The sequence below is a fragment of the Vibrio sp. FF145 genome, assembly GCF_041439075.1.
GTDB classification, from domain to species: Bacteria; Pseudomonadota; Gammaproteobacteria; order Enterobacterales; family Vibrionaceae; genus Vibrio; species Vibrio tasmaniensis_A.
The window spans coordinates 82,446-106,505 of sequence record NZ_JBGONH010000007.1 but is presented as its reverse complement, the minus strand read 5'-3'; the positions used below and the strand labels follow the sequence as shown (position 1 = coordinate 106,505).

The 24,060-nt window shown below is 44.1% G+C and carries 23 protein-coding genes and 1 pseudogene; 10 read left to right on the top strand and 14 right to left on the bottom strand.

All coding sequences use genetic code 11. The features are described 5' to 3' along the window. On the top strand, window positions 1–349 hold a 349-nt coding region (locus ACED42_RS04760), incomplete at its 5' end, for a transposase (RefSeq protein WP_371701641.1). A 56-nt stretch (window positions 350–405) separates the two neighbouring features. After that, window positions 406–624: pseudogene (locus ACED42_RS04755) on the top strand (hypothetical protein); the annotation flags it as partial. Window positions 625–711: 87 nt separating this feature from the next. On the opposite strand, the gene ACED42_RS04750 reads toward ACED42_RS04755, so the two are convergent. The 3 genes from ACED42_RS04750 to ACED42_RS04740 form a co-directional block, all read right to left on the bottom strand. Further along, window positions 712–1,935: a DUF819 domain-containing protein gene (locus ACED42_RS04750; RefSeq protein WP_371701639.1), complete on the bottom strand. Its 1,224-nt coding sequence runs from the start codon at window positions 1,933–1,935 to the stop codon at window positions 712–714. A 526-nt stretch (window positions 1,936–2,461) separates the two neighbouring features. Then, window positions 2,462–4,387, bottom strand: coding sequence for a monovalent cation:proton antiporter-2 (CPA2) family protein (locus tag ACED42_RS04745; RefSeq protein ID WP_371701637.1), 1,926 nt, complete (start codon window positions 4,385–4,387; stop codon window positions 2,462–2,464). 3 nt (window positions 4,388–4,390) lie between these two features. After that, window positions 4,391–5,005: an NAD(P)H-dependent oxidoreductase gene (locus tag ACED42_RS04740; protein WP_009845593.1), complete on the bottom strand. Its 615-nt coding sequence runs from the start codon at window positions 5,003–5,005 to the stop codon at window positions 4,391–4,393. A 303-nt stretch (window positions 5,006–5,308) separates the two neighbouring features. Between ACED42_RS04740 and ACED42_RS04735 the strand changes: the two genes are divergently transcribed. After that, complete coding sequence (locus ACED42_RS04735; RefSeq protein WP_371701635.1) at window positions 5,309–6,385, top strand: low specificity L-threonine aldolase; 1,077 nt, start codon at window positions 5,309–5,311, stop codon at window positions 6,383–6,385. A gap of 124 nt (window positions 6,386–6,509) precedes the next feature. On the opposite strand, the gene ACED42_RS04730 is transcribed toward ACED42_RS04735, so the two are convergent. Further along, entirely contained in the window at window positions 6,510–6,635 is a 126-nt protein-coding gene (locus ACED42_RS04730; protein ID WP_017098479.1) for a hypothetical protein, read from the bottom strand. Window positions 6,636–6,909: 274 nt separating this feature from the next. Between ACED42_RS04730 and ACED42_RS04725 the strand changes: the two genes are divergently transcribed. Further along, window positions 6,910–7,344, top strand: coding sequence for a YccF domain-containing protein (locus tag ACED42_RS04725; protein WP_017075771.1), 435 nt, complete (start codon window positions 6,910–6,912; stop codon window positions 7,342–7,344). 120 nt (window positions 7,345–7,464) lie between these two features. Here ACED42_RS04725 and ACED42_RS04720 read toward each other — a convergent pair whose 3' ends face one another. The 3 genes from ACED42_RS04720 to ACED42_RS04710 all read right to left on the bottom strand — a co-directional run bounded on the left by ACED42_RS04720 (window position 7,465) and on the right by ACED42_RS04710 (window position 10,198). Beyond that, window positions 7,465–8,388, bottom strand: a complete 924-nt coding sequence (locus ACED42_RS04720) for a hypothetical protein (protein ID WP_371701634.1) — start codon at window positions 8,386–8,388, stop codon at window positions 7,465–7,467. Window positions 8,389–8,625: 237 nt separating this feature from the next. Beyond that, the gene (gene yiaY / locus ACED42_RS04715; RefSeq protein ID WP_012600397.1) at window positions 8,626–9,774 is read right to left on the bottom strand and encodes an L-threonine dehydrogenase; all 1,149 of its coding nucleotides are present in this window, start codon (window positions 9,772–9,774) and stop codon (window positions 8,626–8,628) included. Window positions 9,775–10,012: 238 nt separating this feature from the next. Further along, the gene (locus ACED42_RS04710; RefSeq protein WP_371695299.1) at window positions 10,013–10,198 is read right to left on the bottom strand and encodes a hypothetical protein; all 186 of its coding nucleotides are present in this window, start codon (window positions 10,196–10,198) and stop codon (window positions 10,013–10,015) included. Between the two features lie 213 nt (window positions 10,199–10,411). On the opposite strand from ACED42_RS04710, the gene yjjG reads away from it, so the two are divergent. Together yjjG and yddG are read left to right on the top strand one after the other, a co-directional pair. Continuing rightward, window positions 10,412–11,086 (top strand): pyrimidine 5'-nucleotidase, encoded by a 675-nt coding sequence (gene yjjG, locus ACED42_RS04705; RefSeq protein WP_017098476.1) that lies wholly within the window; start codon window positions 10,412–10,414, stop codon window positions 11,084–11,086. Window positions 11,087–11,258: 172 nt separating this feature from the next. Further along, window positions 11,259–12,185: an aromatic amino acid DMT transporter YddG gene (gene yddG, locus ACED42_RS04700; protein WP_371701632.1), complete on the top strand. Its 927-nt coding sequence runs from the start codon at window positions 11,259–11,261 to the stop codon at window positions 12,183–12,185. A 25-nt stretch (window positions 12,186–12,210) separates the two neighbouring features. On the opposite strand, the gene ACED42_RS04695 is transcribed toward yddG, so the two are convergent. After that, window positions 12,211–13,107, bottom strand: coding sequence for a cation diffusion facilitator family transporter (locus ACED42_RS04695; RefSeq protein WP_371701630.1), 897 nt, complete (start codon window positions 13,105–13,107; stop codon window positions 12,211–12,213). Between the two features lie 282 nt (window positions 13,108–13,389). On the opposite strand from ACED42_RS04695, the gene ACED42_RS04690 reads away from it, so the two are divergent. Next, window positions 13,390–13,740 (top strand): hypothetical protein, encoded by a 351-nt coding sequence (locus ACED42_RS04690; protein ID WP_017103721.1) that lies wholly within the window; start codon window positions 13,390–13,392, stop codon window positions 13,738–13,740. Between the two features lie 61 nt (window positions 13,741–13,801). On the opposite strand, the gene ACED42_RS04685 is transcribed toward ACED42_RS04690, so the two are convergent. Beyond that, complete coding sequence (locus tag ACED42_RS04685; protein ID WP_009845583.1) at window positions 13,802–14,680, bottom strand: LysR family transcriptional regulator; 879 nt, start codon at window positions 14,678–14,680, stop codon at window positions 13,802–13,804. A 161-nt stretch (window positions 14,681–14,841) separates the two neighbouring features. Between ACED42_RS04685 and ACED42_RS04680 the strand changes: the two genes are divergently transcribed. The 3 genes from ACED42_RS04680 (at window position 14,842) to ACED42_RS04670 (ending at window position 18,380) form a co-directional block, all read left to right on the top strand. Then, window positions 14,842–15,441 (top strand): class I SAM-dependent methyltransferase, encoded by a 600-nt coding sequence (locus ACED42_RS04680; protein ID WP_009845582.1) that lies wholly within the window; start codon window positions 14,842–14,844, stop codon window positions 15,439–15,441. Between the two features lie 409 nt (window positions 15,442–15,850). After that, on the top strand, window positions 15,851–17,416 hold the full coding sequence (locus ACED42_RS04675) for a YjjI family glycine radical enzyme (protein WP_371701628.1): 1,566 nt from the start codon (window positions 15,851–15,853) through the stop codon (window positions 17,414–17,416). 49 nt (window positions 17,417–17,465) lie between these two features. Next, window positions 17,466–18,380 (top strand): YjjW family glycine radical enzyme activase, encoded by a 915-nt coding sequence (locus ACED42_RS04670; protein WP_371701626.1) that lies wholly within the window; start codon window positions 17,466–17,468, stop codon window positions 18,378–18,380. 65 nt (window positions 18,381–18,445) lie between these two features. Here ACED42_RS04670 and ACED42_RS04665 read toward each other — a convergent pair whose 3' ends face one another. The 5 genes from ACED42_RS04665 to yccS form a co-directional block, all read right to left on the bottom strand. Continuing rightward, window positions 18,446–19,357: a LysR family transcriptional regulator gene (locus ACED42_RS04665; protein ID WP_009845579.1), complete on the bottom strand. Its 912-nt coding sequence runs from the start codon at window positions 19,355–19,357 to the stop codon at window positions 18,446–18,448. 53 nt (window positions 19,358–19,410) lie between these two features. Next, entirely contained in the window at window positions 19,411–20,670 is a 1,260-nt protein-coding gene (locus ACED42_RS04660) for a hydroxymethylglutaryl-CoA reductase (RefSeq protein ID WP_371701624.1), read from the bottom strand. Window positions 20,671–20,837: 167 nt separating this feature from the next. Further along, window positions 20,838–21,158: a hypothetical protein gene (locus ACED42_RS04655; RefSeq protein ID WP_009845577.1), complete on the bottom strand. Its 321-nt coding sequence runs from the start codon at window positions 21,156–21,158 to the stop codon at window positions 20,838–20,840. A 121-nt stretch (window positions 21,159–21,279) separates the two neighbouring features. After that, on the bottom strand, window positions 21,280–21,441 hold the full coding sequence (locus ACED42_RS04650; protein WP_009845576.1) for a hypothetical protein: 162 nt from the start codon (window positions 21,439–21,441) through the stop codon (window positions 21,280–21,282). A 352-nt stretch (window positions 21,442–21,793) separates the two neighbouring features. Beyond that, window positions 21,794–23,980 carry a YccS family putative transporter gene (yccS, locus tag ACED42_RS04645; RefSeq protein WP_102250417.1) on the bottom strand — a complete coding sequence of 729 codons (2,187 nt, stop codon included), beginning with the start codon at window positions 23,978–23,980 and terminating at the stop codon, window positions 21,794–21,796. Window positions 23,981–24,060: the final 80 nt, after the last annotated feature.

The window sequence follows — 24,060 nt, the reverse complement described above, 5'->3', positions numbered from 1 at the left end:
TGGTGATGGCGCTTATGATACGAGAGCATGTCACGATGCAATTAAGATTAAGCGAGCCGTTGCGCTTATTCCTCCAAGAGAAGGGGCTGCCTTCTGGGAGCGGGGTCATCCCCGAAATCTCGCAGTAGGTTGCCAGAAGTTATATGGCTCAAATAAGTATTGGAAAGAGCGGAATGGTTACCACAAACGCTCCCTCTCAGAAACAGCGATGTATCGAGTTAAACAGTTATTTGGTGGTCGTTTAAGTTTAAGAAATTACAATGCACAAGTGGGAGAAACTTACGCGATGATAAAAGCGTTGAACAAGCTCACTGGGTTAGGTATGCCTGAAACTTGCCGTATTGACTAAGAAACGCACGAAATGGGGCTGCTCTGTCTCTAAACTGAATTACGCAACAAAGCCGCTCTGCGCCGACATTCTCGTATGATTGGAATAAGGATCAGGCGGAAATTCCGTTGAATATAAGCGTAAGCAAGACTACTGTGTTGAACGGACGTCCTTGGAAGTTTGGCATTGAAGCGAACTATTACCTTGAGAAAGACGAAGAAACGCGTCCAGATTTTATGTTGAGCTTTAATATCAGCCCAGTTGTTGAAAATAAGCTGGCGTCTTTGTTCGATTAAGCCGTTATTTGAAATACAGTTTTAGAAACGAAAAAGGCTGAACGATCATCGTTCAGCCTTTTGTGTTATTGGATTGAAGCGATTCTATTAACCCGCAGCAGCCTGCATGATGAGACCACAGATGTAAGCGCCGTATGTACCGAGTGCGTAACCAAGTACCGCCATTAGGATACCTACTGGCGCCAGAGCTGGGTGGAATGCAGCTGCTACGATAGGAGCCGATGCTGCGCCGCCAACGTTAGCTTGGCTACCGACAGCCATGAAGAACAGTGGTGCACGGATAAGCTTCGCCATCACAATCATTAGAATGGCATGGATAGTTAGCCATGTGATACCAATGAAGAAGTAGCCTGGATTGTCTAAGATAGCCGTCACATCCATTTGCATACCGATGGTTGCAACTAGGATGTAGATGAACGCTGAACCAACTTTAGACGCGCCGCTGTGCTCAAGGCTGCGTGTAGATTTGAAGCATGAAGCGATGAGCGCGAACGTTGTCACCATTACGATTAACCAGAAGAAGCCAGATGTTAGGCTGTATTTCGCAAGCTCTGGCGCGTTGGTTGAGATCCACGGTGCAATCATGTCACTGAATAAGTGAGCCAAACCTGTTAAACCGAAGGCAATTGCCGTGATCTTCATGAGATCGGTCGTGGTTGTTGGGCGAGCGTTCTCTTCTTGGTATTTAGAAACCGTCTCTTTTAGCTCTTCAATAGATGAAGTATCTGCTTTTAACCATGCATCAATCTTCTTTTGGCGACCTGCCATGATAAGTAACACGGCCATCCAAATGTTCGCACAGATAACATCAACCGTAATCATTGCAGAGAATAATTGGTCATCAACCTCGAACACTTCTTTCATTGCTGCTTGATTTGCACCGCCGCCAATCCAAGAGCCAGCCACTGTTGTAAGGCCGCGCCATACATCGCCAGATACAAGGTCAGGGTTAACTTGGTCGATAATTAGAATCGCTAAAGGCCCGCCAATGATAATGCCGACAGTACCGGTTAGGAACATGATGACGGCTTTAGAACCAAGGCCAAATATTTTACGAAGGTCTGCTGAGATGATCAGAAGAACGAGTGCACTCGGTAATAGGTAGCGACTTGCAACGAAGTATAGCTTTGAGTTTGACGCATCGATGATGCCTAAACTATTCAATAGAGAAGGAACAAAGTAACAGAGCAATAGACCCGGAACGAACGAGTAGAATTTTTTCAGTGCGCTATTTTGGCTACTTTCCGTGATAAAAACACCGCCAAGAATAACAGCTAACATGCCCATTATTACTGCATCATTAGTAATCATTATTATATCTCCTTTAAGGTGAGCGCAACCGCCTCACTTTTTGAAGTGCAGGACTATACCGACAACTGGCATGCGTTACAAATTGTAACGACAGACACACTTTGAAACGTTTGTGTTAATTTTTATGGTTTGAATTTGTGAGTGCGGAGCGTTAATTATTGGCGATGTGAATGCTTTAGTGGCGACTTGTGAGGCGTGTTTAGATATATGCAATGTAACTCAAACGTTAGTGGATGGTCGCTACGAATTAGAACGACGACTGAAGGGCTTAAAAGAATGCATATATACCCGCATTGACGGTATGGTTTATGTGGAGAGGTAATGTTTTATAAATGTAAAAAGTGAATTCATTTTTGACGGGTAGCTTGAGATTGAAAATTATAACTGGATCACATAAATGTCGTGGTTCATCTGATTTAGGTTCCGTGTTTTGGCTTCATCGGTCGTGCTATTCGTATTTAGAGAATGAAAAAGCGACCCGAAAGCCGCTTTTTGAGTGGTTGTTAACCTCGAATTTGAGCTCTGCTTAGGTTTGTTCTTCCTCAAAGCCATCTGCATAGCCTTTCGGTGGCGGTGTCCAACCTCGTTCTGAGCGAGAGTGCTTGTCTGAACGGTCTTTTTTCATGTCTTCTTTCATTGCTTCTTCAAGGTGAATGAAGATTTGTCGGTAGTTGTTGTCGTAACGTGGGTTCTCTTCCGCTTCAGACCAAGCTTGGTATAGTTTTTCAGACTTACGGCTTTCAACACGTTGATACGTTGATTTTTGCTGTTCAACGAAGAATGGATGGTGCCCTAAAGAACGTAGAGCTTCTGCGCCCATTTCGAGTGCCGAGTGGTACGTTTCTGAGACTACAGAATCTGCACCAGCTTCTCGTAGGCGGTAACTGTGACCACGGTCGAACGCACGCGCTAAAATTTTCACTTTAGGGTAGGTGTGTTTAACGTATTTTACTAATTCAACGCTTGAGTCTTGGTTATCGATAGCGACGACAAACATTGCGGCTTCTTCGATCCCTGCTGTATGCAATAAGTCATGACGAGTCGCATCACCAAAGTAAGATTTGATGTTGATAGAGCGAAGTAAATCGACTTGGTTGGCTTGGTGATCCAAAACCACAGTCTTGACATCATTCGACACCAATAAGCGGTTAACGATTTGACCGAATCGGCCAATACCAGCAATGATCACCGTACCTTTCTCTTCGATAGTATCGGCTTCTCGGTCGTTAGACTTTTGCTCGTAACGAGGAAGTATCACTTTATCAAATAGAATGAATAAGCCTGGTGTTAGGAACATTGAAAGAGCAACAACCAGCGACAGAGTTTGGACTATATCAGCAGGCAATACGTGGTTTTGAGCCGAGAAGCTCAGTAGTACAAAACCAAATTCACCGGCTTGCGCCAAGCTCAACGTAAACAACCAACGGTCGCTATTTTTAATTTTGAAGATCAACGCCAATGTAAACAACACCAAGGCTTTAAGTAGCATAACGCCAAGAGTGAGGCCAATGATCAAATCAAAGTCGTTGAATAGAACATCAAAGTTGATGCCCGCACCTACCGTAATGAAGAACAAGCCAAGTAGCAGCCCTTTAAACGGGTCTATATTAGACTCAAGCTCGTGGCGGAATTCACTGTTCGCCAATACCACACCCGCAAGGAAGGTTCCTAAAGCTGGTGAGAGGCCGACTAGGCTCATTAGTGCAGCAATACCAATAACCAACATCAGTGCGGTTGCAGTAAAGATTTCACGCAGGCCTGAGCTCGCCACAAAGCGGAACAGTGGACGACTCAAGAAGTGCCCGCCGACCACAACAATCGCAATAGATGCTGTGATCACAAGGCCATAAGCCCAGCCGGGTAGGCCAGCAACAAGACTCAACTCTTCATGGTGATCAGAAGTCGAAGCGACCGCGCTTTGTGCAGCTTCGATTAATTCTGGCAATGCCAATAGAGGGATAAATGCCAGCATCGGAATGACAGCGATATCTTGGAACAGTAAGACCGAGAAAGCATTCTTGCCGCCTTCTGTCTTGGAGAGCCCTTTTTCATTAAAGGTTTGGAGAACAATCGCGGTAGATGACAGTGCGAAGATCAAACCGATAGTCAGCGCGATCGTCCAAGGTTGCCCGAAGAACAGAGCAATCCCCATGACTATGGCCGTTGTGCCACCGACTTGTAGGCCGCCGAGCCCCATCAGGCGGTTTCTCATTGCCCAAAGCATCTTCGGCTCAAGCTCAAGCCCGACCAAGAACAGCATCATTACTACACCGAATTCGGCAAAGTGTTGAATGGTCGTGGTCTCTTCACCCACTAAGCCGATGATTGGGCCAATCACCACACCGGCAATCAGGTAACCAAGCACAGAGCCGAGGCCAAGCCTTTTGGCGATAGGGACGGCGATGACTGCCGCGAGCAAATAGATAAATGCTTGTAGAAAATATCCTGTCATGATCTAACCTCTGCTCATCATTTCATCGACATAATGGTTTAGCTTTTCAGCCTTGCTTGCCTTTTTAAGATCGACTTCGCCCGCAACAAAAGCCTCTAAAAGCGATTTGTAGCTATTTACATGATCTTGAATTCGGCCTTCTTCTAACGCAGTACGTGAACCAAACAAAGCCAATGGAGCCAAGTAGTTCATGCCGCACAAAGACGCCGTTTGTTCGATTGGGTGAAGCAGTTCACGGATGGTGAAGTGGTTATAACCGTCAGTTTGATAAGCCTCTTTTTTGCCGCCAGCGGTGATACTGCATAACAAGCTCTTACCTTGCAGTTCATTACCGTCGGTGCCGTAAGCAAATCCGTATTCTAGGACGAGGTCTTGCCATTCTTTAAGAATCGCGGGTGTTGAGTACCAATATAGTGGGAACTGAAAAATGATGATGTCATGGTCCAACAGGCGTTTCTGTTCACGATCGATATTGATCTTGAAGGTCGGGTATTCAGCATAAAGATCGACACAGGTGACGCCTTCAATACGCTTGGCTTGCTCAAATAAGGGTTTGTTCGCTTCAGAGCGATGCTGAGAAGGGTGGGCGAATAGCACCAAGACTCGATTTTTCGACATATAGCCCTCTTTGTCCATTAACGAATAATATTTATTGGAATTATAGATATACAATAATAGAAGAATGGTTGAACAACAACGAATTAGCCCATACTTATCTAGTTAGATGCGCGTGTTTTTAGGGACTTAATTATATAAAACACCCGTCAATTTGAGTATTTCCGGCACACGCAGCCGATGACTGCGTAAAACTAATTATTCGCTAATAATAAAAGCGAAGAGGTGCACTTTATGTCACCGTTGAAGGCTAACGTAAATAATTCAATCACCCTACATAGAACGACAATGAATAAAGGAAAAACTATGAGCATGGACTTGCGTCAACAATGTGATTTGTTGCTTTCCGGTCACCTAGAACCGACTCCAGCACAAACATTCGCTCAGATGGCTGAATGGTGTGAGGCACATAATGTGAGCCATGATAGCTACGGCGATGGTGAGTTTATCGAGAGCTTCGAAAACAAAGTCGCGGAACTGCTAGGTTATGAAGCGGCTGTATTTGTGATTACTGGCACAATGAATCAACCGACAGCGTTAGAGATTGCTTGCCAAGAAAAAAGAAATCCTTTGGTGGCGATGCACGAATCCAGCCATATTATGCGCCATGAACACCAAGGGTATCAGCTCCAGAACCGTTTCAATATACTTCCGGTTGGTAATGTATTTCGCACTTGGAATGTCGACGACTTAAAGGCTTGGCCTGATGAGATTGCCGCGGCATTGTATGAACTACCGATGCGAGAGATTGGTGGTCAGCTGCCTGAGTGGGAAGAGCTTGAAGCGATAAAGCAGTACTGCAAAGAACAATCGATTCATCTGCATATGGATGGTGCTCGTTTGTGGGAGTGCGGCGCGTATTATCAAAAGCCATATAGCGAGATCGCGAAGGGGTTCGATACAGCTTATGTTTCGCTCTACAAAGGGTTAAACGGTCTTGGGGGGTCACTCCTACTAGGTGATAAAGCTTTCGTAGCAAAAGCTTCAGCATGGATGAAGCGTCAGGGCGGAAATGTTTATCATCGCACGCCTTACGTGGTTTCGGCAGCAATGCAGTTTGATCAACGGATTGAGTTGATGCCTGCATTGTATGAGCGTACCAAGCAAATCTATCAAATCTTACAAGATTACCCGCAGTTCAAAGTGAACCCGCAGCAACCCCAAGTAAACATGCTTCACCTCTATTTACCGGTGGGTTTTGAGGATGGCATTATCCTGCGCGACAATATAGCTAAGAAGCACAAGGTTTGGATAGGAAACCCAGCGATCAGCGAACTGCCTACCCAATGTAAGATTGAATGGTATGTGGGTGATAACTTACTAAACTTGCCAGATCATGAGCTGATCGACATTCTAGACTTTATTAACGAAGAGCTGATTTAATTAACTAAGAGTTGATTTGATCGCAGAAGAATTGAATTAATTACAGTAGAAGTGATTTAACTGAGATGAATACAGGACATGTTTCCTGTATTCATTTTTACGCCGATAGGATGGCGGGGTCTTGTTACATGTATTGGTTGATGTACACGTCGACTAAAAACATGAATACAGGCACCGTGCTGAGAAGTCCGAAGAAGACGATTGGCACCCAGTTTTTCATTTTCTTTTTAGGTTGCTCAGTGTTGCTCATAAATTCGGCCTTAAATTAGTTGTTGTAGTTGTTGTAGTTGTTGTAGTTGTTGTAGCTGTTTAGCTTTGTGATACTAAAAATCTACGAACATGGTATCAAATAAAATCGATGATCCCTATGCGGATTTGGCGTTTCGTGGTGTGTATCAATCACAGAAAATCTAGGCGATTCATAAGCGGTTCATAAAGACTCAATAATAATGAACCTATTAGAACAAGTATTGCCTTACTCGGCATATGAGATAAACAGCATTCAAAGATTTGGAGAAGACAACATGAGAACAATAGGAAACATCATTTGGTTTCTGTTTGGTGGCGTATTTATGGGACTGGCATGGTGGTTCTTCGGACTGCTCGCATTCCTCACCATCGTTGGTATTCCATGGGGTAGAGCGTGTTTTGTAATGGGTAACTTCTCATTCTTCCCATTTGGTCAAGAAGCGATTTCACGTGATGAATTGACCAATGAAACTGACATCGGGACCAGCCCACTTGGTATGATTGGTAACATCATTTGGTTCTTATTTGCTGGAATCTGGTTGGCGATTGGTCACATCATGTCAGCAGTAGCGTGTTTCATTACTATTATAGGTATTCCGTTTGCGATTCAGCACCTTAAGCTCGCGGTTATCTCATTGGCGCCAATCGGTAAAACCGTTGTCGACAAGCGTGAAGCAGAAGCGGCACGAGTAAGAAACTACAAGGGTTAAGACTACAGTTTAAGCCTTATATAGAACTGAAAAAGCACATCACATGATGTGTTTTTTTGTGCCTCGTTTTCGATCTAACGATGCCCCAATCTCACAAACACTCACTAGATACTAGTTCCACTAGACATTGTTGAACAAGACTTCAAGCCTAAGGGTGATGTTGGCTTCTTCGGTATGTTTCTCATAGGGCTTTCGTTCCCATTGGTAGCGCGGAATCAATTCGTAGAACAGCCATTCTTTCCAAACGTTTTCTCGGTAGGTTATCGACACCTGTGAGTATTCGTAGTGGTTATACGGCTCGCTGGTTGCTGCAATCGTCGCGCTGTATTGTAGAGCTTGGTCTTGAGAAAGATAGTGATACAAAGTTAGCCCCGTACCGTACTCCCAGCCTTTAAGGTCGTCGTTATAACCTGCAAAGTTCGACCATCGCGCTAAGAAGTCATCACTCAAAGAAAGATCAAAATCGATATCGGTGATCTCGCCAGTTTCTTGCTTTTCTTGATACACACGTTGGGTCAGCCTGAATACGGCATCGGTAGTGAGAGGGTAGGTAAAGCGATAACGAGCTTCAATACGCGGACGCAGTGTCGCTTTAATATTGAAGCTACTGTAACCCTTCGCATAAGCATCGTAACGAAGGCCGAGTGCGCTCTCTAATTCCTCTGAATCTTGTGGAAAGAAATCAAAGAACTCTTCATCGCTGACAGATTCGTAGATTAATTTTAGGCGCTTACTCGCAAAGGGAAGATGTAAACGTGCGTTGAGCTTGGTTGAGTAGTCGACGTCACCACCTTCTGAGTAAATAAAATCGTTGTACCAACGGACAGACGTGCCCGCTCGAGCATCTTCGGTAATGCGGTCATCGACAAAGAAACTGTCAAACCATAATGCGGGTTGGCAAAATTTACTGTTTAGGTAGTGATAGGCTTTTTCGACAGGGGCGTCTTCTAGCGGCTGACTGTGGCACTCATTTTGTTCCTCTGCTTGAGCGGAGTGGATAACGAGTGAAGCTAATAATGAGGTGCTAACTATCCAACGACTCAATGGAACCTGTTTGTCATTCTATATATCAATAGTTTAACTATAACCAAGCGATCGCAACAATGCGACTTTTTAGTGGTGAGCAGTGAGTGATTAGTCACTACTGATTAGTGATGAGGGTAAAGATCTGAAAGGTATCGGACAGATAAAAAAACGGGCTCAGAAGGTGAGCCCGTTTGTGTTAGCTATTTGTTTTTAGCAAGAGCCGCGTGTTTCTAGCTCGAATAAATTGTCGCTAGATTACATTGCCGCTTCGAAGATCGCTGAGATTTCTTCGTGAGTCGCTTGTTTAGGGTTAGTGAAACCACAAGCGTCTTTAAGAGCGTTGTCAGACAGAGTCGGGATGTCTTCCAATTTAGCACCCAGTTGAGCAATACCTGTTGGGATGTTCACGTCATTTGCTAGTTGAACAATCGCGTTGATAGCTGCTTCTGCGCCTTGCTCTGCTGTCATACCTTCAACATTCACACCCATCGCTTTTGCAACATCACGTAGACGATCTGGACAAACTTGAGCGTTGTAACGTTGAACGTGTGGTAGCAAGATAGCGTTACATACACCGTGTGGAAGGTCGTAGAAACCACCCAGTTGGTGCGCCATTGCATGAACATAGCCAAGAGAAGCGTTGTTGAATGCCATCCCCGCCATGAACTGTGCGTAAGCCATTTGCTCGCGAGCTTCAATGTCTTCACCGTGCGCTACTGCTGTTCTTAGATGTGCTTGCACAAGTTCGATTGCTTTAATCGCAACTGCGTCTGTGATTGGCGTTGCTGCGATTGAAACGTAAGCTTCGATTGCGTGTGTCAACGCATCCATGCCTGTTGCTGCCGTTAGTGATGCAGGTTTAGCAAGCATCAACTCAGGATCGTTTACTGAGATAAGCGGTGTTGTGTGCTTATCAACGATAGCCATCTTAATGTGACGAGCTTCGTCAGTAATGATGCAGAAACGCGTCATTTCAGAAGCTGTACCTGCTGTTGTGTTGATAGCAATTAGAGGCATCATTGGCTTTTCAGACTGGTCTACGCCTTCGTAATCTGCAATTTTGCCGCCATTAGAGGCAACCAGAGCGATACCTTTTGCACAGTCATGTGGCGAACCGCCACCTAGTGAAACAACGAAATCACAATCGTTGTCAGTTAGTAACTCAAGACCATCGTTCACGTTAGTGATGGTTGGGTTTGGTTGAGTACCGTCGAATACAACTGCGTCTACGCCACGTTGGCTAAGTAGGTCTTGTACCTGTTTAACCACGCCAATTTGGTTAAGGATCTTATCCGTTACGATCAGACCTTTTTTGAAGCCTTGAGACTGAATGCTATCAGCAGCATCTTTCAAACAGCCAGTACCCATGAAGTTGATTGTAGGGATGTAAAATGCAGTAGACATTGGAAAACTCCGTTAATTATGATTTTTTAATTTCCTACATGTTGTCGGCAATCAACTGGTCGACCATTGATCTGGAACAACTTTGATTCCGAACTACCACTTTGTGATTATGTGTTGTGATAGGGCTCATATAGCAATCGTTTTTATGGTTTTCTTATGTGTTTATTGTCAGTAATGGAAAGCGAACTATTGATTGATTTAATAACAGAATTACGTTCCATGACCATGAAAGTAAAGGCTATTCACTCAACGTCGGTTCAAGTTCAGTTTGTGTCGATGGTTTGCGTGAGTCATCGTTAGCTTCAATTTGAGGTTGCTGAGACTCATCGGCATCTAAGGCGTCAGAGGTGTCTTCTGGTTGTTCATCATAATACTTAACAAGGAATGGGGTGAGCATGACGGATGACGGTAAGAAGTGCTTCATGGTACCTCCCGGTACTTAAGTGTATTTCTTGTATGGTATTGGTTTAATATGTGGCAAAATTTGCGATACATCATGACTTGTTGCTTGTTTTCTATAAATTCTTAGAACTATATTCAGGCTCACAAAATTGATAGTAGAATGCACATCTGGCCTTTGAGGCAACGAGAAAATAAATACAAGCACTGCTCAACCGCGCGAATAATAGGACATAAAATGAAGTACGATTGGATATTCTTTGATGCAGATGAAACCTTGTTCCACTTTGATGCTTTTCAAGGAATGAAGCTGATGTTCTCCCGTTTTGGCGTGGACTTTAGCGAACAGGATTATTCAGTGTATCAAGAGGTTAATTTGCCGTTATGGGTCGATTACCAAGATGGCCGTATTACGGCGGCACAACTGAAGCACGCGCGTTTTGAAAGCTGGGCAACAAAATTAGAGACAACAACGGCAGCACTAAACAGTGCGTTTTTAGCCGCAATGGCAGACATCTGTTCTCTGCTTCCTGGTGCAAAAGAGTTGATGGAGTCGTTAAAAGGCAAAGTGAACATGGGCATCATCACCAATGGTTTCACAGAGCTGCAGTCAATCCGTTTGGAACGAACAGGAATGACAGACTACTTTGATCATGTGATCATTTCTGAGGAAGTCGGTGTCGCTAAACCAGACGCGGAAATTTTTGAGCATGCGCACAAGCTGATTGGATTGCCATCAAAGCAAAGAGTATTGATGGTCGGGGACAACCCACACTCTGATATTTTAGGTGGCTTGGATTTTGGTATTGAGACCTGTTGGTTAAACAGTCAAGAAAAGGCAACACCAGCCGGCATCAACCCTCACTATCAAGTGAAGTCTTTGGCTGACCTGCAAGCACTTTTGTTGGCATAATTGCTAATTGCTAACTGCTTTTAGAATTTTGAGTAAATGATTGATAGCCGAGTACAGTTATGTGCTCGGCTACTTATTTTTACTCACTGCAACTTATCGATAGTGGTGTTTAAGCCTACCTTTGCTTAAGCTCGCTTTGATTACCTAATTACAATAAAGAGAAGGAAGAGGCGTGCTGAAATCTCATCGCCATAGCTGCTACGGCATTGCTGCCATTTTACTATGGAGCTGCTTAATTGCATTGTCTCGTAGTGTGTCAGAACAACTGGGCCCAATTGGTGGTGCTGCCAGTCTTTATACAGTGAGCTCACTGTTGTTAGTCTGTGTTATGGGGTTACCTAAGCTGTCGCGCTTCTCTAAATCGTATTTGATGATCGGTGGTGCCTTATTCGTTTGCTACGAAATCTTCTTGGCTCTGGCTTTAGGAATGGCAAATAGCCGACATCAAGCCTTAGAAATGGCCGTTATCAACTACCTATGGCCTGCACTAACGGTGTTGTTTGCGGTGCTGTTGAGTGACAAAAAGATAAACTGGTTGGTTTATCCAAGTATCGTCTTAGCGTTTTTTGGCGTGGCTTGGAGTATCAGCGGCGATCAGGGGCTTTCTGTCGATCAAATCGCGGCTAATATTGCAACCAACCCTAAAACCTATTCGATGGCATTCTTCGGCGCGATTATTTGGGCGGTATATTGCAATTACACCCAACGCGTTGCTAAAGGACAGAATGCGATTGTGCTTTTCTTTATCGCTACGGCGATCACTTTGTGGATCAAATACGCATTGAGTGATGAAACCGGCATGGTGATGACTTCAAGTGCTGCGATTGACTTAGTGCTTGCTGGGGCATGTATGGGGGCTGGTTACGCGCTTTGGAACACGGCGATTCTAGGTGGCAACATGGTGTTTTTGGCAACCATGTCTTACTTTACGCCAATCTTCGCGACGTTACTTTCCTCGATGATTTTGGGCTTGTCATTGACCATGACGTTTTGGCAGGGCGTATGTATGGTAACTGTTGGTTCACTGGCTTGCTGGTGGGTAACCAGAGACAAAAAGCCGACGGTTAAGGTGTCGGCTTCTAAAAAGGTTCAGTCTTGATTGTTGAACTTAAGAGAGAATGCTCTTAGCTCGCGATATTGAGGTTCAATTGAAGCTCATAAGGCATTTTAGATAAGCGTCGCTTTAATTGATGGCGTGTTCGTTCAATATCATCAACCGTAATCGCATCTTGGTCGTTAGTATGAATATCAACATTGACTCTTAGTTCCGGGCCAACCTTAGTCACACCCATTAGCTCCAAATCTTGCTCCGCATCTTTGTCCACAGCGACAACATTCTTATCTACCGCGTCACAAATATCTTTGGTTGCCGACATCATTAGCAGTTCACGCATTGCTTCACGTAACATGCCGAACGGCACTTTGATAAAGTAGAAAGACATCAGCAACATCATCATTGGATCGGCATATACCGCGTATTCAGCAAACGGAGAGTAAGCCACCAACCAAGCAACAACGAAACCTGCCGTAACTGCCACACTCAACAGCGTATCCATTTGCCACTGTTTAGACTCAGCTTGAATCAAACCTGAAGAAATACGTTTGCTCTTGTTAGCGATGTACCACCAAGCGTAACCACAACCCAATACGTTGAAAATACCAAACAGAGTTGCGATAGAAGCATCAACTTCACGACCACCTGTCATCAGAGCACCAATCGCAGAATAAAGCGAATAACCGACCACAAGCAGAATCACAATCGCTTTAATCGCGATTACGATTGGCTCAATGATTGCTCGACCGAACGGGAACTCCCTGTCTGATGGGCGATTAATGTATCTTGAAGCAGCTAGTGACAATAAAGTTAACAGTAAACTGATAAGAGAATAGACACCGTCAAATACTATGACTAAAGAGCCAACGAGAAGACCCAACACCAATCCGCCAATTGCGAAGCCTGATGCTAAAAGGGCTGAGAACAATAGTACTCGGTTTTCGTTTTGGCTTTTCCTGTCACACATAATATTTTCCAGATGTTTTTGATAACTTCATTGTTCTAATATTGAGCTAGCTTTACAAACTTTATCTGATGACGTTTATATGTCGGTAACTCGTTTTATACTCAAGTTGTTATAATTCAATAACTTAGCGACAGACTCAGGTGTCAGTAAAGTTGACGATGACTGTTTTCTAGAGATGGTGTGCAAGTAAAATAAGATCGCTTATGATTAATAAAACAGATTGGTTACAAGCGTTTTATCGAATTGTGTTATTTGGCTGCAGTTTCAAAGGAATGGATAGATATGAAGTTTGACGATATTGGTGATAGTGAGTTGTGGGTGATTGCTAACCCGATCATGGATAACCTGATGGATGGTTCAACTAAGGTTGATCATGCGCAGCACTGTAGGGACTTTACTCAAAGGATGAAAGACATTGTTACGCCGGAGTATCTGGAAAAGGTGTGTCATCATTATCAACACAGCAACGGATTTTTTGCTGAACGTGAGCCTGTGGCGCTATTCAGACGCTCCGATTCCATCGCCTTTGTTTGGAAGCAAGCGTATACCATTGCGAAAGGCGAATTTGTGGCAGAAATGGTGTTAGTTGAAGAAGACGGACGTTATTTAGTGGATCACGTGATGGTCTTCTAAAGAGAGGGCTTTCTATTTGTTAGACGATTTTAAGTGTCGAGATAGAACATTATCTGACACTTTAGAAATCAAACAAGTAATCGCTGATCTGATCCGCTAACCAATTCATTCCTGGGTGTTCTGCCATACCTGCCGCGGTAAACATACAGTAGTCTTCTTGAGTCAGGCCATAAGTGTGCTTGATCACCGCCAGTTCCTGTTCACGCAATAAATGGCGTATCAATGGCTCAGGCATTACGCCCCATGCATCTTCTCGTAGAATCGTATCCAACATAAAATCGAAGCTAGAAAAACCAATGTATCGGCGAGAGAAGGGCTCAAGCTCAGGGTTATCTTTTTCATTGAGATAAACCATGGTCGCTTGCATCGAATTTCTTAGTACTTCATCCGATACTCTTCGCATCGCACTCAAATCATGCCCTTTCTTACATACCGACATCATTCGGATCTTGCCGAGTGGGTTGTAGATAATTCTTGGGTCGTCGACACGCTCGTAATCGACACCAAACGCAAAATCAACTTGCTGAGTTTCGACAAGATTAGCCAAGTCGCCACTAGAAGCGAGAACGAAGTTGAAAGAAGTGGAAGGGTATTTGTTGTTTAGGGCGTGCGATAAACTTTGCCACATTTCATCGGGTAGGGAATCGTCGCGTGCGATCCAAATCTCTGCGTTGAATTCACCCGAAACATGTAAGCAGGTTTGCTTAATGCGTGCTGCCGTTACCAACATGCCTTCACAGTCTTTATATATGGCCTTACCTGCCTCAGACAGCTCGACATGGTTACCGCTTCGAACAAACAGTTCGACATCTAACTCTTTTTCCAAGGCTTTGATCGACATGCTCAGTTTGGTTCGGTTACATTCAAGCTGTCGCGCAGCTTCAGAGACGGATCCTAAATCAGCAACAGAACAAAAGGCTTGGACTTGAGAAAGGTTCATTTCATTTCCATATTGAGCGGGTGGCGGTGCATATTATCTGAATATTGTGCTGACTATCTTAGAAATAGTCCATCTTTGCATGATAACTCTATGACGAATTGACTAATTTGGTTTATTCTGGGGGCGTTCCGAACCTACAAGAAGTAAAGATGGAGGCCATGATGGCGAAACAATGGGACGAGTACGCACCTGATTGGGATAACGACCCCGCTACTGCTGTATTCGCACAGTCCGCATTTGACCAGTTAACACAGCTCGTTGATTTGAACGGAACCCGTGTCCTTGATTTTGGTTGTGGTACAGGATTACTCAGCCAGAAAATATCTCCTTTTGCAAAAGAGATTATCGCTCTCGATATCTCAGAAGGGATGATTGAAGAGTTAGATAAAAAAGAGCTGTCTAATGTAGAGCCTGTCGTTGATATCTTATCGCGCGGACTTGCAGCCCAACACCCAGCATTCAGAAATCAGTTTGACTTAGTGGTAGCCTCTTCGGTATGTGGCTTTATTCCGAACCTACAAGATACGGTCAGCCTTATTTATACTCTGTTAGAAAACGATGGGGTTTTTGTACACTGGGATTGGTACTTAGAAAACGACAGCGAAGATTTTGGGGTCAGCGAACAGCGCTCCCAGAATGTATTGAGCGCAGCAGGTTTTTCGATTGTTGAAGTCTCAACACCGTTTTCAATCGACACCCCACAAGGTACTTTGAAGGTTCTGATGGGTGTAGGCCGTAAACAAGTGGTTCCTCATCTATAGGTTACTTGTCTGTAGTTGACGTATCTGGAGTTGACGTATAGATAACTCCAGATAACCGCACTCACGCTTAATTGACTAAACCCACATCAACGATCTTTGGATCCGTTATGTGGGTTTTCTATTTATACGCACTTGCGTTTTAAACTAAACGGTTCAATTAAGCGGCCTAATCTCTTCTGCTCATTCTTTCCCTTCCCCAACGACAATCATCGATAAACAACCATCGTTAATTGGCAAATGGCCAATTTAAAAACTGTCTATTCACAAAATTTACAAGCTATCTATTCATAAATTACTAAGTTACAAATGGTGTTTTCCATTTTGGAAATGTAGGCTTGAATACATTTCATTAGTGGAAATGTAAGTGTGAGATATAAAATAAGCCCATAAGAATATTAAGGGTTTAATCATGAGCCACCAATCTGCGTCATCTACTTCTTCAACACTTTCAGAACAACAACAACGCTTTAGAAATATCATTTCAGATGCCAACCTGTCCCCAAAACAGAAGTCGAGCTATCTTGCCTTAGAAGCTGAAGCCAGTCTGCCGTATATGCCGGTAAGCAATGAAGTAGAGCAAGCCTTACAACAAGGTGTGCTGTGTGACATGTTTGAAGGTCACGCCCCATTTAAGCCGCGCTATGTGCTTCCTGATTATTCTAAATACTTACATCAAGGCTCCAAGTATTTAGAGCTTAGCGCGGCTACTAATTTCGACGAAGCATTGAACATGCTCACCATCCTTTATCATCACGTTCCATCAGTGACTTCAATTCCGGTTTACTTAGGCCAGTTGGACGATGTGTTGATGCCTTTTGTTGGCGGTTTGACGGGTGAGCAGGTATACCAAAAGCTGAAGCTGTTCTGGATCATGCTGGATCGCACGCTGCCAGATGCCTTCATGCACGTTAATATTGGCCCTAGTGACAACATTGTATGTCGCACTATTTTACGTGTGGATGCTGAACTCAAGCAGATCGCACCTAACTTAACCTTTATGTACGACCCTGCAGTCACATCTGATGACCTGCTTCGTCATGCTGCGAGCAATATCTGTGAATGCAGCAAGCCGCACATTGCCAATTATCCTGCACACGCCGCTGCGTACGGAGATAAGCGTTTTGGCATCGTGAGTTGCTACAACTCTTTGCCTCTGGCGGGTGGTTCAAACACGCTAGTACGTATGAACCTCAAGCAAGTGGCTCTGAAATCTGAAGACAGCGTAGACTTCTTACAGCAAGTACTACCTAACTACAGCAGCATCATGATCGAATTGATGAATGCACGTAGTCGCTTCTTACATGAAGAGTCTAACTTCTTCGAAGGCTTCTTAACCAAAGAAGGCTTAATTGAAGAAGATCGCTTTGCGCCAATGTTTGGTATTTATGGCATGGCTGAGGCGGTTAACATCTTAATGGAAAAAGAAGGCAAAGCAGGGCGCTATGGTCACGATGAACAAGCAAATCAGTTAGGCCATCGTATTTCTGAAAAGCTGGCTGAGATTGTTGAAAACTCGGAAGTGAAATATGGGCTGGAAGGTAAGGCTCTGTTACACGCTCAAGGTGGTATCAGCCTCGATGAAGATGTGACGCCGGGTGTACGCATCCCTTATGGAACAGAACCGGATCCAGTGTCTTACGTACGTGCGACGGCTGGTCACCACAAGTTCTACACGTCGGGTATCAGCGACATTCTGACCATCGACGAAACGGTGAAGTCCAATCCAGAAGCGATGTTCAACCTGTGTAAAGGGGCGATTCAAGCGGGTTACCGTGAGTTCACCGCTAACGTAGCATCGAACGATTTGGTTCGTGTGACAGGTTATATGATTAAGCTGTCTGACATTGCCAAATATGACGAGCAAGGTTCACGCACCAATACCACTTTCCTTGGTGCTGAAGCTGCAAAAAATACGGGCATACTAGAGCGTAAACCACGCGTAGCGAGCTTAGAGATGTCGCCGACATACGAATAGCTTTAACGTACGCATGTTATGTGTTTCTCGAATACGAACAATGTGAATTATGAAAATTTCTGATCTAACAACTCAAATGGCTAGGGTTAAAAATAATAAGACAGAAAAACAAGCGAAGGTCAGCCGTGTGCTGACCTTTTCTTGTGTTGATGGACCAGGAAATCGCTTGGTGCTGTTCCTACAGGGGTGTAATTTCGATTGCATCACTTGTCATAATCCACACACCATCAACCACTGTAACCATTGTGGAGACTGCGTGAGTGGCTGCCCGAGCAGTGCTCTGAGTCTTATTGAAGGCAAAGTGAAGTGGGATCCGTTAGCGTGTACCAACTGCGATCAGTGCGTCGATATCTGTGATCATAAGTCTAGCCCCAAAATCACCACGATGACGGTATCAGATGTGCTTGAACTGGTTAGGCACAATCAATTCTTCCTGAGCGGTATTACCGTTTCGGGTGGCGAGGCGACCATGCAATTGCCGTTTATCGTCGAGCTATTTCAGGCGATCAAAAGCGATCCGCAATTGGCACACTTAACGTGTTTTATTGATAGTAATGGCTCGTTGACACAGCAAGGTTGGGATAAGGTATTACCTTACCTTGATGGTGCGATGATCGACCTAAAATCATGGCAATCTGAAACGCATCAATGGTTAGTGGGTAGAGGGAACCATCGAGTGTTTGAAACCATTAACTACTTAGCTGATAAAGGCAAATTACATGAAGTTCGGTTACTGCATATTCCTAATAAAAGTGACCTAGATATCGAGGTAGAGCAGGTCGGGTATTACTTGAAGGGTTTGCCAAGTGATGTTCGAATTCGGTTAAATGCGTTTCAACATCATGGGGTAATTGGCGAAGCTTTAGAGTGGGCTAAATGCACCGAACAACAAATGCAGAGCTTTCACGATAAGCTCTACTCAATTGTTCAAAGAGCAATGCAAACCCCTGAGGTATATACTTAGTCTCTTATCAAATTTCAGTCTTTATAAAACCAGTCTTGTTAGTTCAATCTGCTTCTAACAAAGGTCTAGGCTTCTAAAAACAAGTCACACAACCATTTGATCGCCTGATCATTCATGTTTGGCTTGTTCCATACCAAACTATACGCTACTTTTCCGTAATCAAAAGGAAGCGGCTTACTTACCAAACCTTGTGCTTGTTTGGCATGCTCAGCCCATTGTTTTGAGCAAGTGAACAAGAAAGGTGTGTGGTGACATAGCACCGCAGCCGCGCCAAAGTCCGCTACCGATATCGCCATATCTCTAGGCTTATGACATTGCACTAAGTTTTGCTCAAAGTAAGGCTTAGACAGTTCGTTATCTAAGATCCCAATGTGTTTGTAGTCTAAATAGCCTTCAACTGTTAGTTCTTGCTGAGCGAGAGGGTGGTGAGCGCCCATCAAACAAACCATTTCATCAGGAAGAATCGTTTCCCACACCAGCTCTTTATTATCCGTTGGGGGTTGAGAGATATCGTGTGGCAACAGGATCAAGTTGACCTTACCACTGAGCAAAGCATCGAATCCAAGCTCCTGTTTCGAATAGATATTAAGTTTGGCTTTTGGTGCAAGTTCAGTGGTGATTTTGCTGATCTTCGAGGCAAACACTTCGAAGGTACTTTCACGCATCGAAAGTGAAAAGCTGCCTTGATACTCTTGAGGAGTAAAACTCTTTTGGTGAAGTAACCCGTTCATGCTGGAAAGAATCGCGTGAACAGTGGGCGCTATTTTTAGGGCAAAGGGAGTCGGGATAAGCTTAGTGCCGTCCCGATAGAAAAGCTCGTCGTTAAGGATGTCACGTAGCTGAGACAGAGTTTTACTGACACTCGAAGGGCTGACAAAGAGTTGCTCTGACGTTTGAGTGACGCTGTGTGTGTTCAGCATAATATGAAGCGCAGTGAGGTGTTTAAGGCTCACTCGCGATAAATGTAAGTAATCCATGCACAACTCACTCAATACGTGACAACGGTCGGTTTAAGGTTTTATAACAGAAACTAGCGCGCTAACTTGTGATGAGCTCGCGAAAAGTGACCCGCACAGAATGCACCCACAATCGATAGTTCACCTGCCAAACATAAAGCCGCACAAACCTCAGCTAAGGCTTGTGACTTACCATTGCCGTGTAGCCCTAGTAAATCGAGACACGCTTTTTGGCTTGGTAGGCCTGTACCGCCACCGACTGTTCCTAACATCAAGTTAGGAAGCGTTACGCTCGCGTACAAACCACCTTCTTTGTTGAGCTCCATACGAGTCATACCAATCGCAGACTCAGCAACACACGCCGCGTCTTGGCCGCAAGCAATGTAGAGCGCAGCAAGTGCATTGGCATAATGAGCATTGATACCAATCGTACCGCTTAGAGCACCACCGACTGTGGTCATTTGTCCGAACTGCACCATCTTCTCTGGTGTGGTGTGGAGGTACTTAGCGACAAGCTCAGCAGAGATGTTGACCTCGGCTGTGACTTTTTTACCACGGACACTGCGCAAGGTCTGGGTATTGGCTTTTTTGTCGCCCGATAAGTTGCCATCAAGGAAGGCGTGATCGGGTTTCACTGGTGTATGTTCAATGATGTACTCAAATACCGCGTTGGTCGCGATAGTTACCATATTCTGACCAGAAGCGTCTCCGGTTAGAAATTCAAACACCAAGTAAACATGGTTACCTTCGATGTTGATATTGATGTCGGTAAGTTTGCCGTGCGACGTTGTTGATTCAGCTAAGGTTTTAAATTGGTCATACTGGGTCACTGCCCATGCCACAAACTGTCCTGCTTCAACCAATCCTTGGAATGCGAAACCAGGAGTACGTGTTACGCCTTCATTGAGCAACATTGCACTTGCACCACCACAAGCTGTGATCAGCTTTGAACCACGGTTATACGACGCGACAAGCGCCGCTTCAGTGGTTGCAAGTGGGACTAGGTAGTCGCCTTTAGCAAACAGGCCATTGACTCTTAAAGGGCCAGATATACCAACAGGGACTTTTACCGTGCCAATAAAGTGCTCTATGTTTTTCTCATAAGCTTGAATCTGGCTTTGAGTATGAGGGTCGAGCAGTTCTTGCTGCGAGTCTGCATTATCGAGAGCCGCCCAGCGACGTGTAAGGTTTTTTTCAGTCAGGTAAGGGCTCGGAGTCAGTTTATTCACTGGCTTATCAAAATGAGGCTGGAGCTTCTTTTCTAATTCGTCTGCGGAGATGTCGCCTCCTAAAATAGAAACATAGTCACGGCGATGCAGATTTAGTTTTGGCATAAATAGTATGAAGTAAAGTTTGTGCAGCAAAATTGATTTGCGCTGATTCTACCGAGTAATAAACCAGAAACAAGTGCCTGATATAATGAGTTACAGTTTGTATGGATTTAGAGCCATTTGTTAGTCAAAAAGAGGGTAACCATCAAATCGATAAATAGTAGCTCGAATCAGATATGGATATCGAGAAGGCTACCAATGGCTTCGTTTTGACGATCAACCACACTCGCACCAACACGGTTGTAATTTGCGCTTTGTGTCAGCTTTAATAACGCTTCAGTAGAGGAAGAAGCTGGTTCAGGCTCTTTCTCTTTAAACGAAATGGGTTGTTCAGGTTCTATTTGATTGAAGCTCAAATCGCTAGTTTGGAAAGTGTCGTTGGTTTTTGGAGAGTGTTTGGAGTTTTGGTTAAGCTCGATAGCGGCTTCTTCAGCCATGTTGGTTGACTGCTGAATGATGGCGTAACCAGATTGAATACCAGATATCGACATAGCAGAACCTTTTATTGACGTATGAAATGAGTCTAGGCGGACGATATTTTGAGTGCAATGGAGAACGGCTACAAATTACTAAGATCAGGTGGATTTAAGCTAAAATAGTGACATTAGTCTATTAATTGAACAACTCATTCAGTACGTTTAACTCTTCATCTGTCAAAAGAGAAGGTTGATCTGTTTCAAGGTTTTCGTCTATTTCACCTTGAAGTGCTTTCAATTGCTGCGGGTTAAGGAGCTGTATTTTCTGCTTAAATGCTTCAAATTGCTGTGTATTCATAATGAGACCTTAGTTCAAATCCATATGCTCAATAGAGCATAGCTTACTGATTCAATAAATCAAACAAGATTAAGTGAATATTAAATGAAGTTTGAAGTTTCCTAAAACTAAGACAACTATAGATCCCTTTGGTTGTTTTTTGTCCGAGGAATGTTAGGCAAAGTTATGGATGAGTCAATCAAAGTCAGCAAGTTTACATGCGTGTAAGATTTGAACGGCCCTTGTAGATAAAGGGTAGGCAAGTGGTTGCTCTACCTAGATGAGCCTTTTGGTAGAGCAATGTATAAACACACGGAGTGTTCAAAAAATGATCAGTTTCGTTATCTTTTTGTTTTTACTGCTGTTTTGTTTTTCATCTTGAAACTTCTTTTTCAAGCGGCTTTTCAATCTTAACTTTAACTGCAAATTTTGTGGCTAAGGTATGCAGTTCTGGAAGCATTCGATAAATCAAATGTAGCTGTTGTAGAACCATTCTAACAGAGCTCTCATCCTCTTCTCTCCATTCACTTAAACGCTTATCAAGTTCAGGATCGTAAGCGTTTTTTACTTCGCATTGTTCTTGATGACAAAACAGTTGGTCGTTGAGAGCGTCGAGATGCTCGTGTATTACTCTGTGTGCGTCCAGTACCAGTTTGTGTGTTGCTTCGTCATCGATACGTGTTCTATGAGCTCCCAGAGCAGAGATATAGCTGAGTAGTGCATGATTGAGTGTTAGGAATCGGAAGCTCTCATCTTCAGATGTACGATACTTACCCGGCTCAACCAGCATGCTACTAACAGCGGCAGTCAGATTTGCATCATTGTTATGTGCACTGCGGCGTGCAATACGATAGCTAAGGCTGTCTTTTTTGCCTACACGGTATTGGCCAATGATCTGAGCGAGATAATCTTTATTGGAATCAAGCGCATCTGCCATCACCTTGTGAAGTCGTTTTGATTGCCAGTCCGGTAAAATATAGCTAACCGCTAAAACAGCGAGCGCGCTGCCAATGAAGGTATCTGCTAGTCTTGGCAATACAACTGCGTAGCCTTCCCCTAATTGATTGAAGCAAAAGAGCACAAGCAGTGTGATAAAGGCGGTCGCGAAACCGTAGTTATTGATACGGAAAGCGAAGAACATCACGCCACTGACCACAATGAATACCAGCTGACTCTCTTGAGATGGGAAAAAGGTCAACAACGGTACTCCAATCAACAAGCCTGCGACGGTGCCAATGACACGAGCCGTCAGCTTTTGTCGCGTTGCACTGTAGTTTGGTTGGCACACAAACAGTGTTGTTAGCAAAATCCAATAACCTCTTTCAATCTCAAAACCTTGAATGATTCCGTAACCGATCGTCAAAGTGATCGCCATACGAATTGCATGACGAAATAGCATCGAGTCGGTGTTCAGGTTGGCTTTGATCTTATGCCACATCGCCGTCAAAGTATGAGGATTGGTATCGTCCAGTACGCCTTCTTCTAGTTTTTCTGCATCTGGGTTGCTGATATTTGATAGCTGTTTTTCTACGGTAGCTAGGTTATTAAATAAGTAATCTAATTGGTTGAGCAATGACTTCCATTCTGGTTTGTTCTGTTGATGCAGGTGATTAAGTGAAGACATCAGTTCATCCAGTGCCAGAACAGATTTTTCGCCATGTTGGTATTCAGCGCCAACCTTCAGTGAGCTTGCCACTTCTTTACAAGCTTTAGCTTGGGCTTCGAGCAGGTACTTGAATCGAAATAAAACGTCTGATCGCTCAAAGTGTTTTGCCAGTTCTTGATAACGGTAGTGGCTGGAGCTTACGCGTTCATGAATATCCTGTGCGATGAAGTAAGTATTAAGGAATCGGTCACTCGGTCCGTCAATGTGTCCGCGCTTAGAGCGGTTGAGTAGCGTTGCTTTGCACATGTTGAGCGCGTTAACAGTGCTAGCATTGAGTTTGGCTTCAATAATGCGATGTGGTTGGGGAATCAAATCTGAAACTGGATAGAAGAGCTCTGCTTTAGAGCCGATGTAATTGCCGATTTGATCGAATACTGTTGCTAGGTTTTGCTGCACTGGTTGCATCGGCCATACGATCTGCCAAATCATCGACATGAAGTAGTACCAAGCTGCGCCCGTTAACAATAGTAGAGGTTGAAACCAAAGGTTAGTGCTCTCGTGAGCCCCAAGCATGGCGTAGATAGCCACAAGTAATGATCCAAATGCGATACTGGCATATTTAGGGCCAATTGCCCCAAGTATAATAAAAGAGAAGGTTGAAACGAAAAGCCCTATCGCGAACAGCCAAGGCGTATCGAAGAGAATCTCAATAGAGAAGGCTGCAACGGCAAAACAGATAAAGGTTAGCGTGAGTGCTTTCAAACGTCCGGTAAAGCTATCATCACTTTCAGCAAGAGCCGCAGCAATAACCCCTAAAATTAATGGTGTGATCAGTGTGTTTTGACCATAATACCAAGCAGGTACTACAACACCGAGCAGAGTGATGAGAATTAATACGCTGTAATTTATGGTTTTATTCGCCCAATAAAGGCGTAGTTTTGCTGAGAAGTCCACAGTCGCTCACTTGACACACTAAAACCATAATCCTAACAGAAATCAAGCACAAGAATTTGATACTTATCCATAATTTCCCC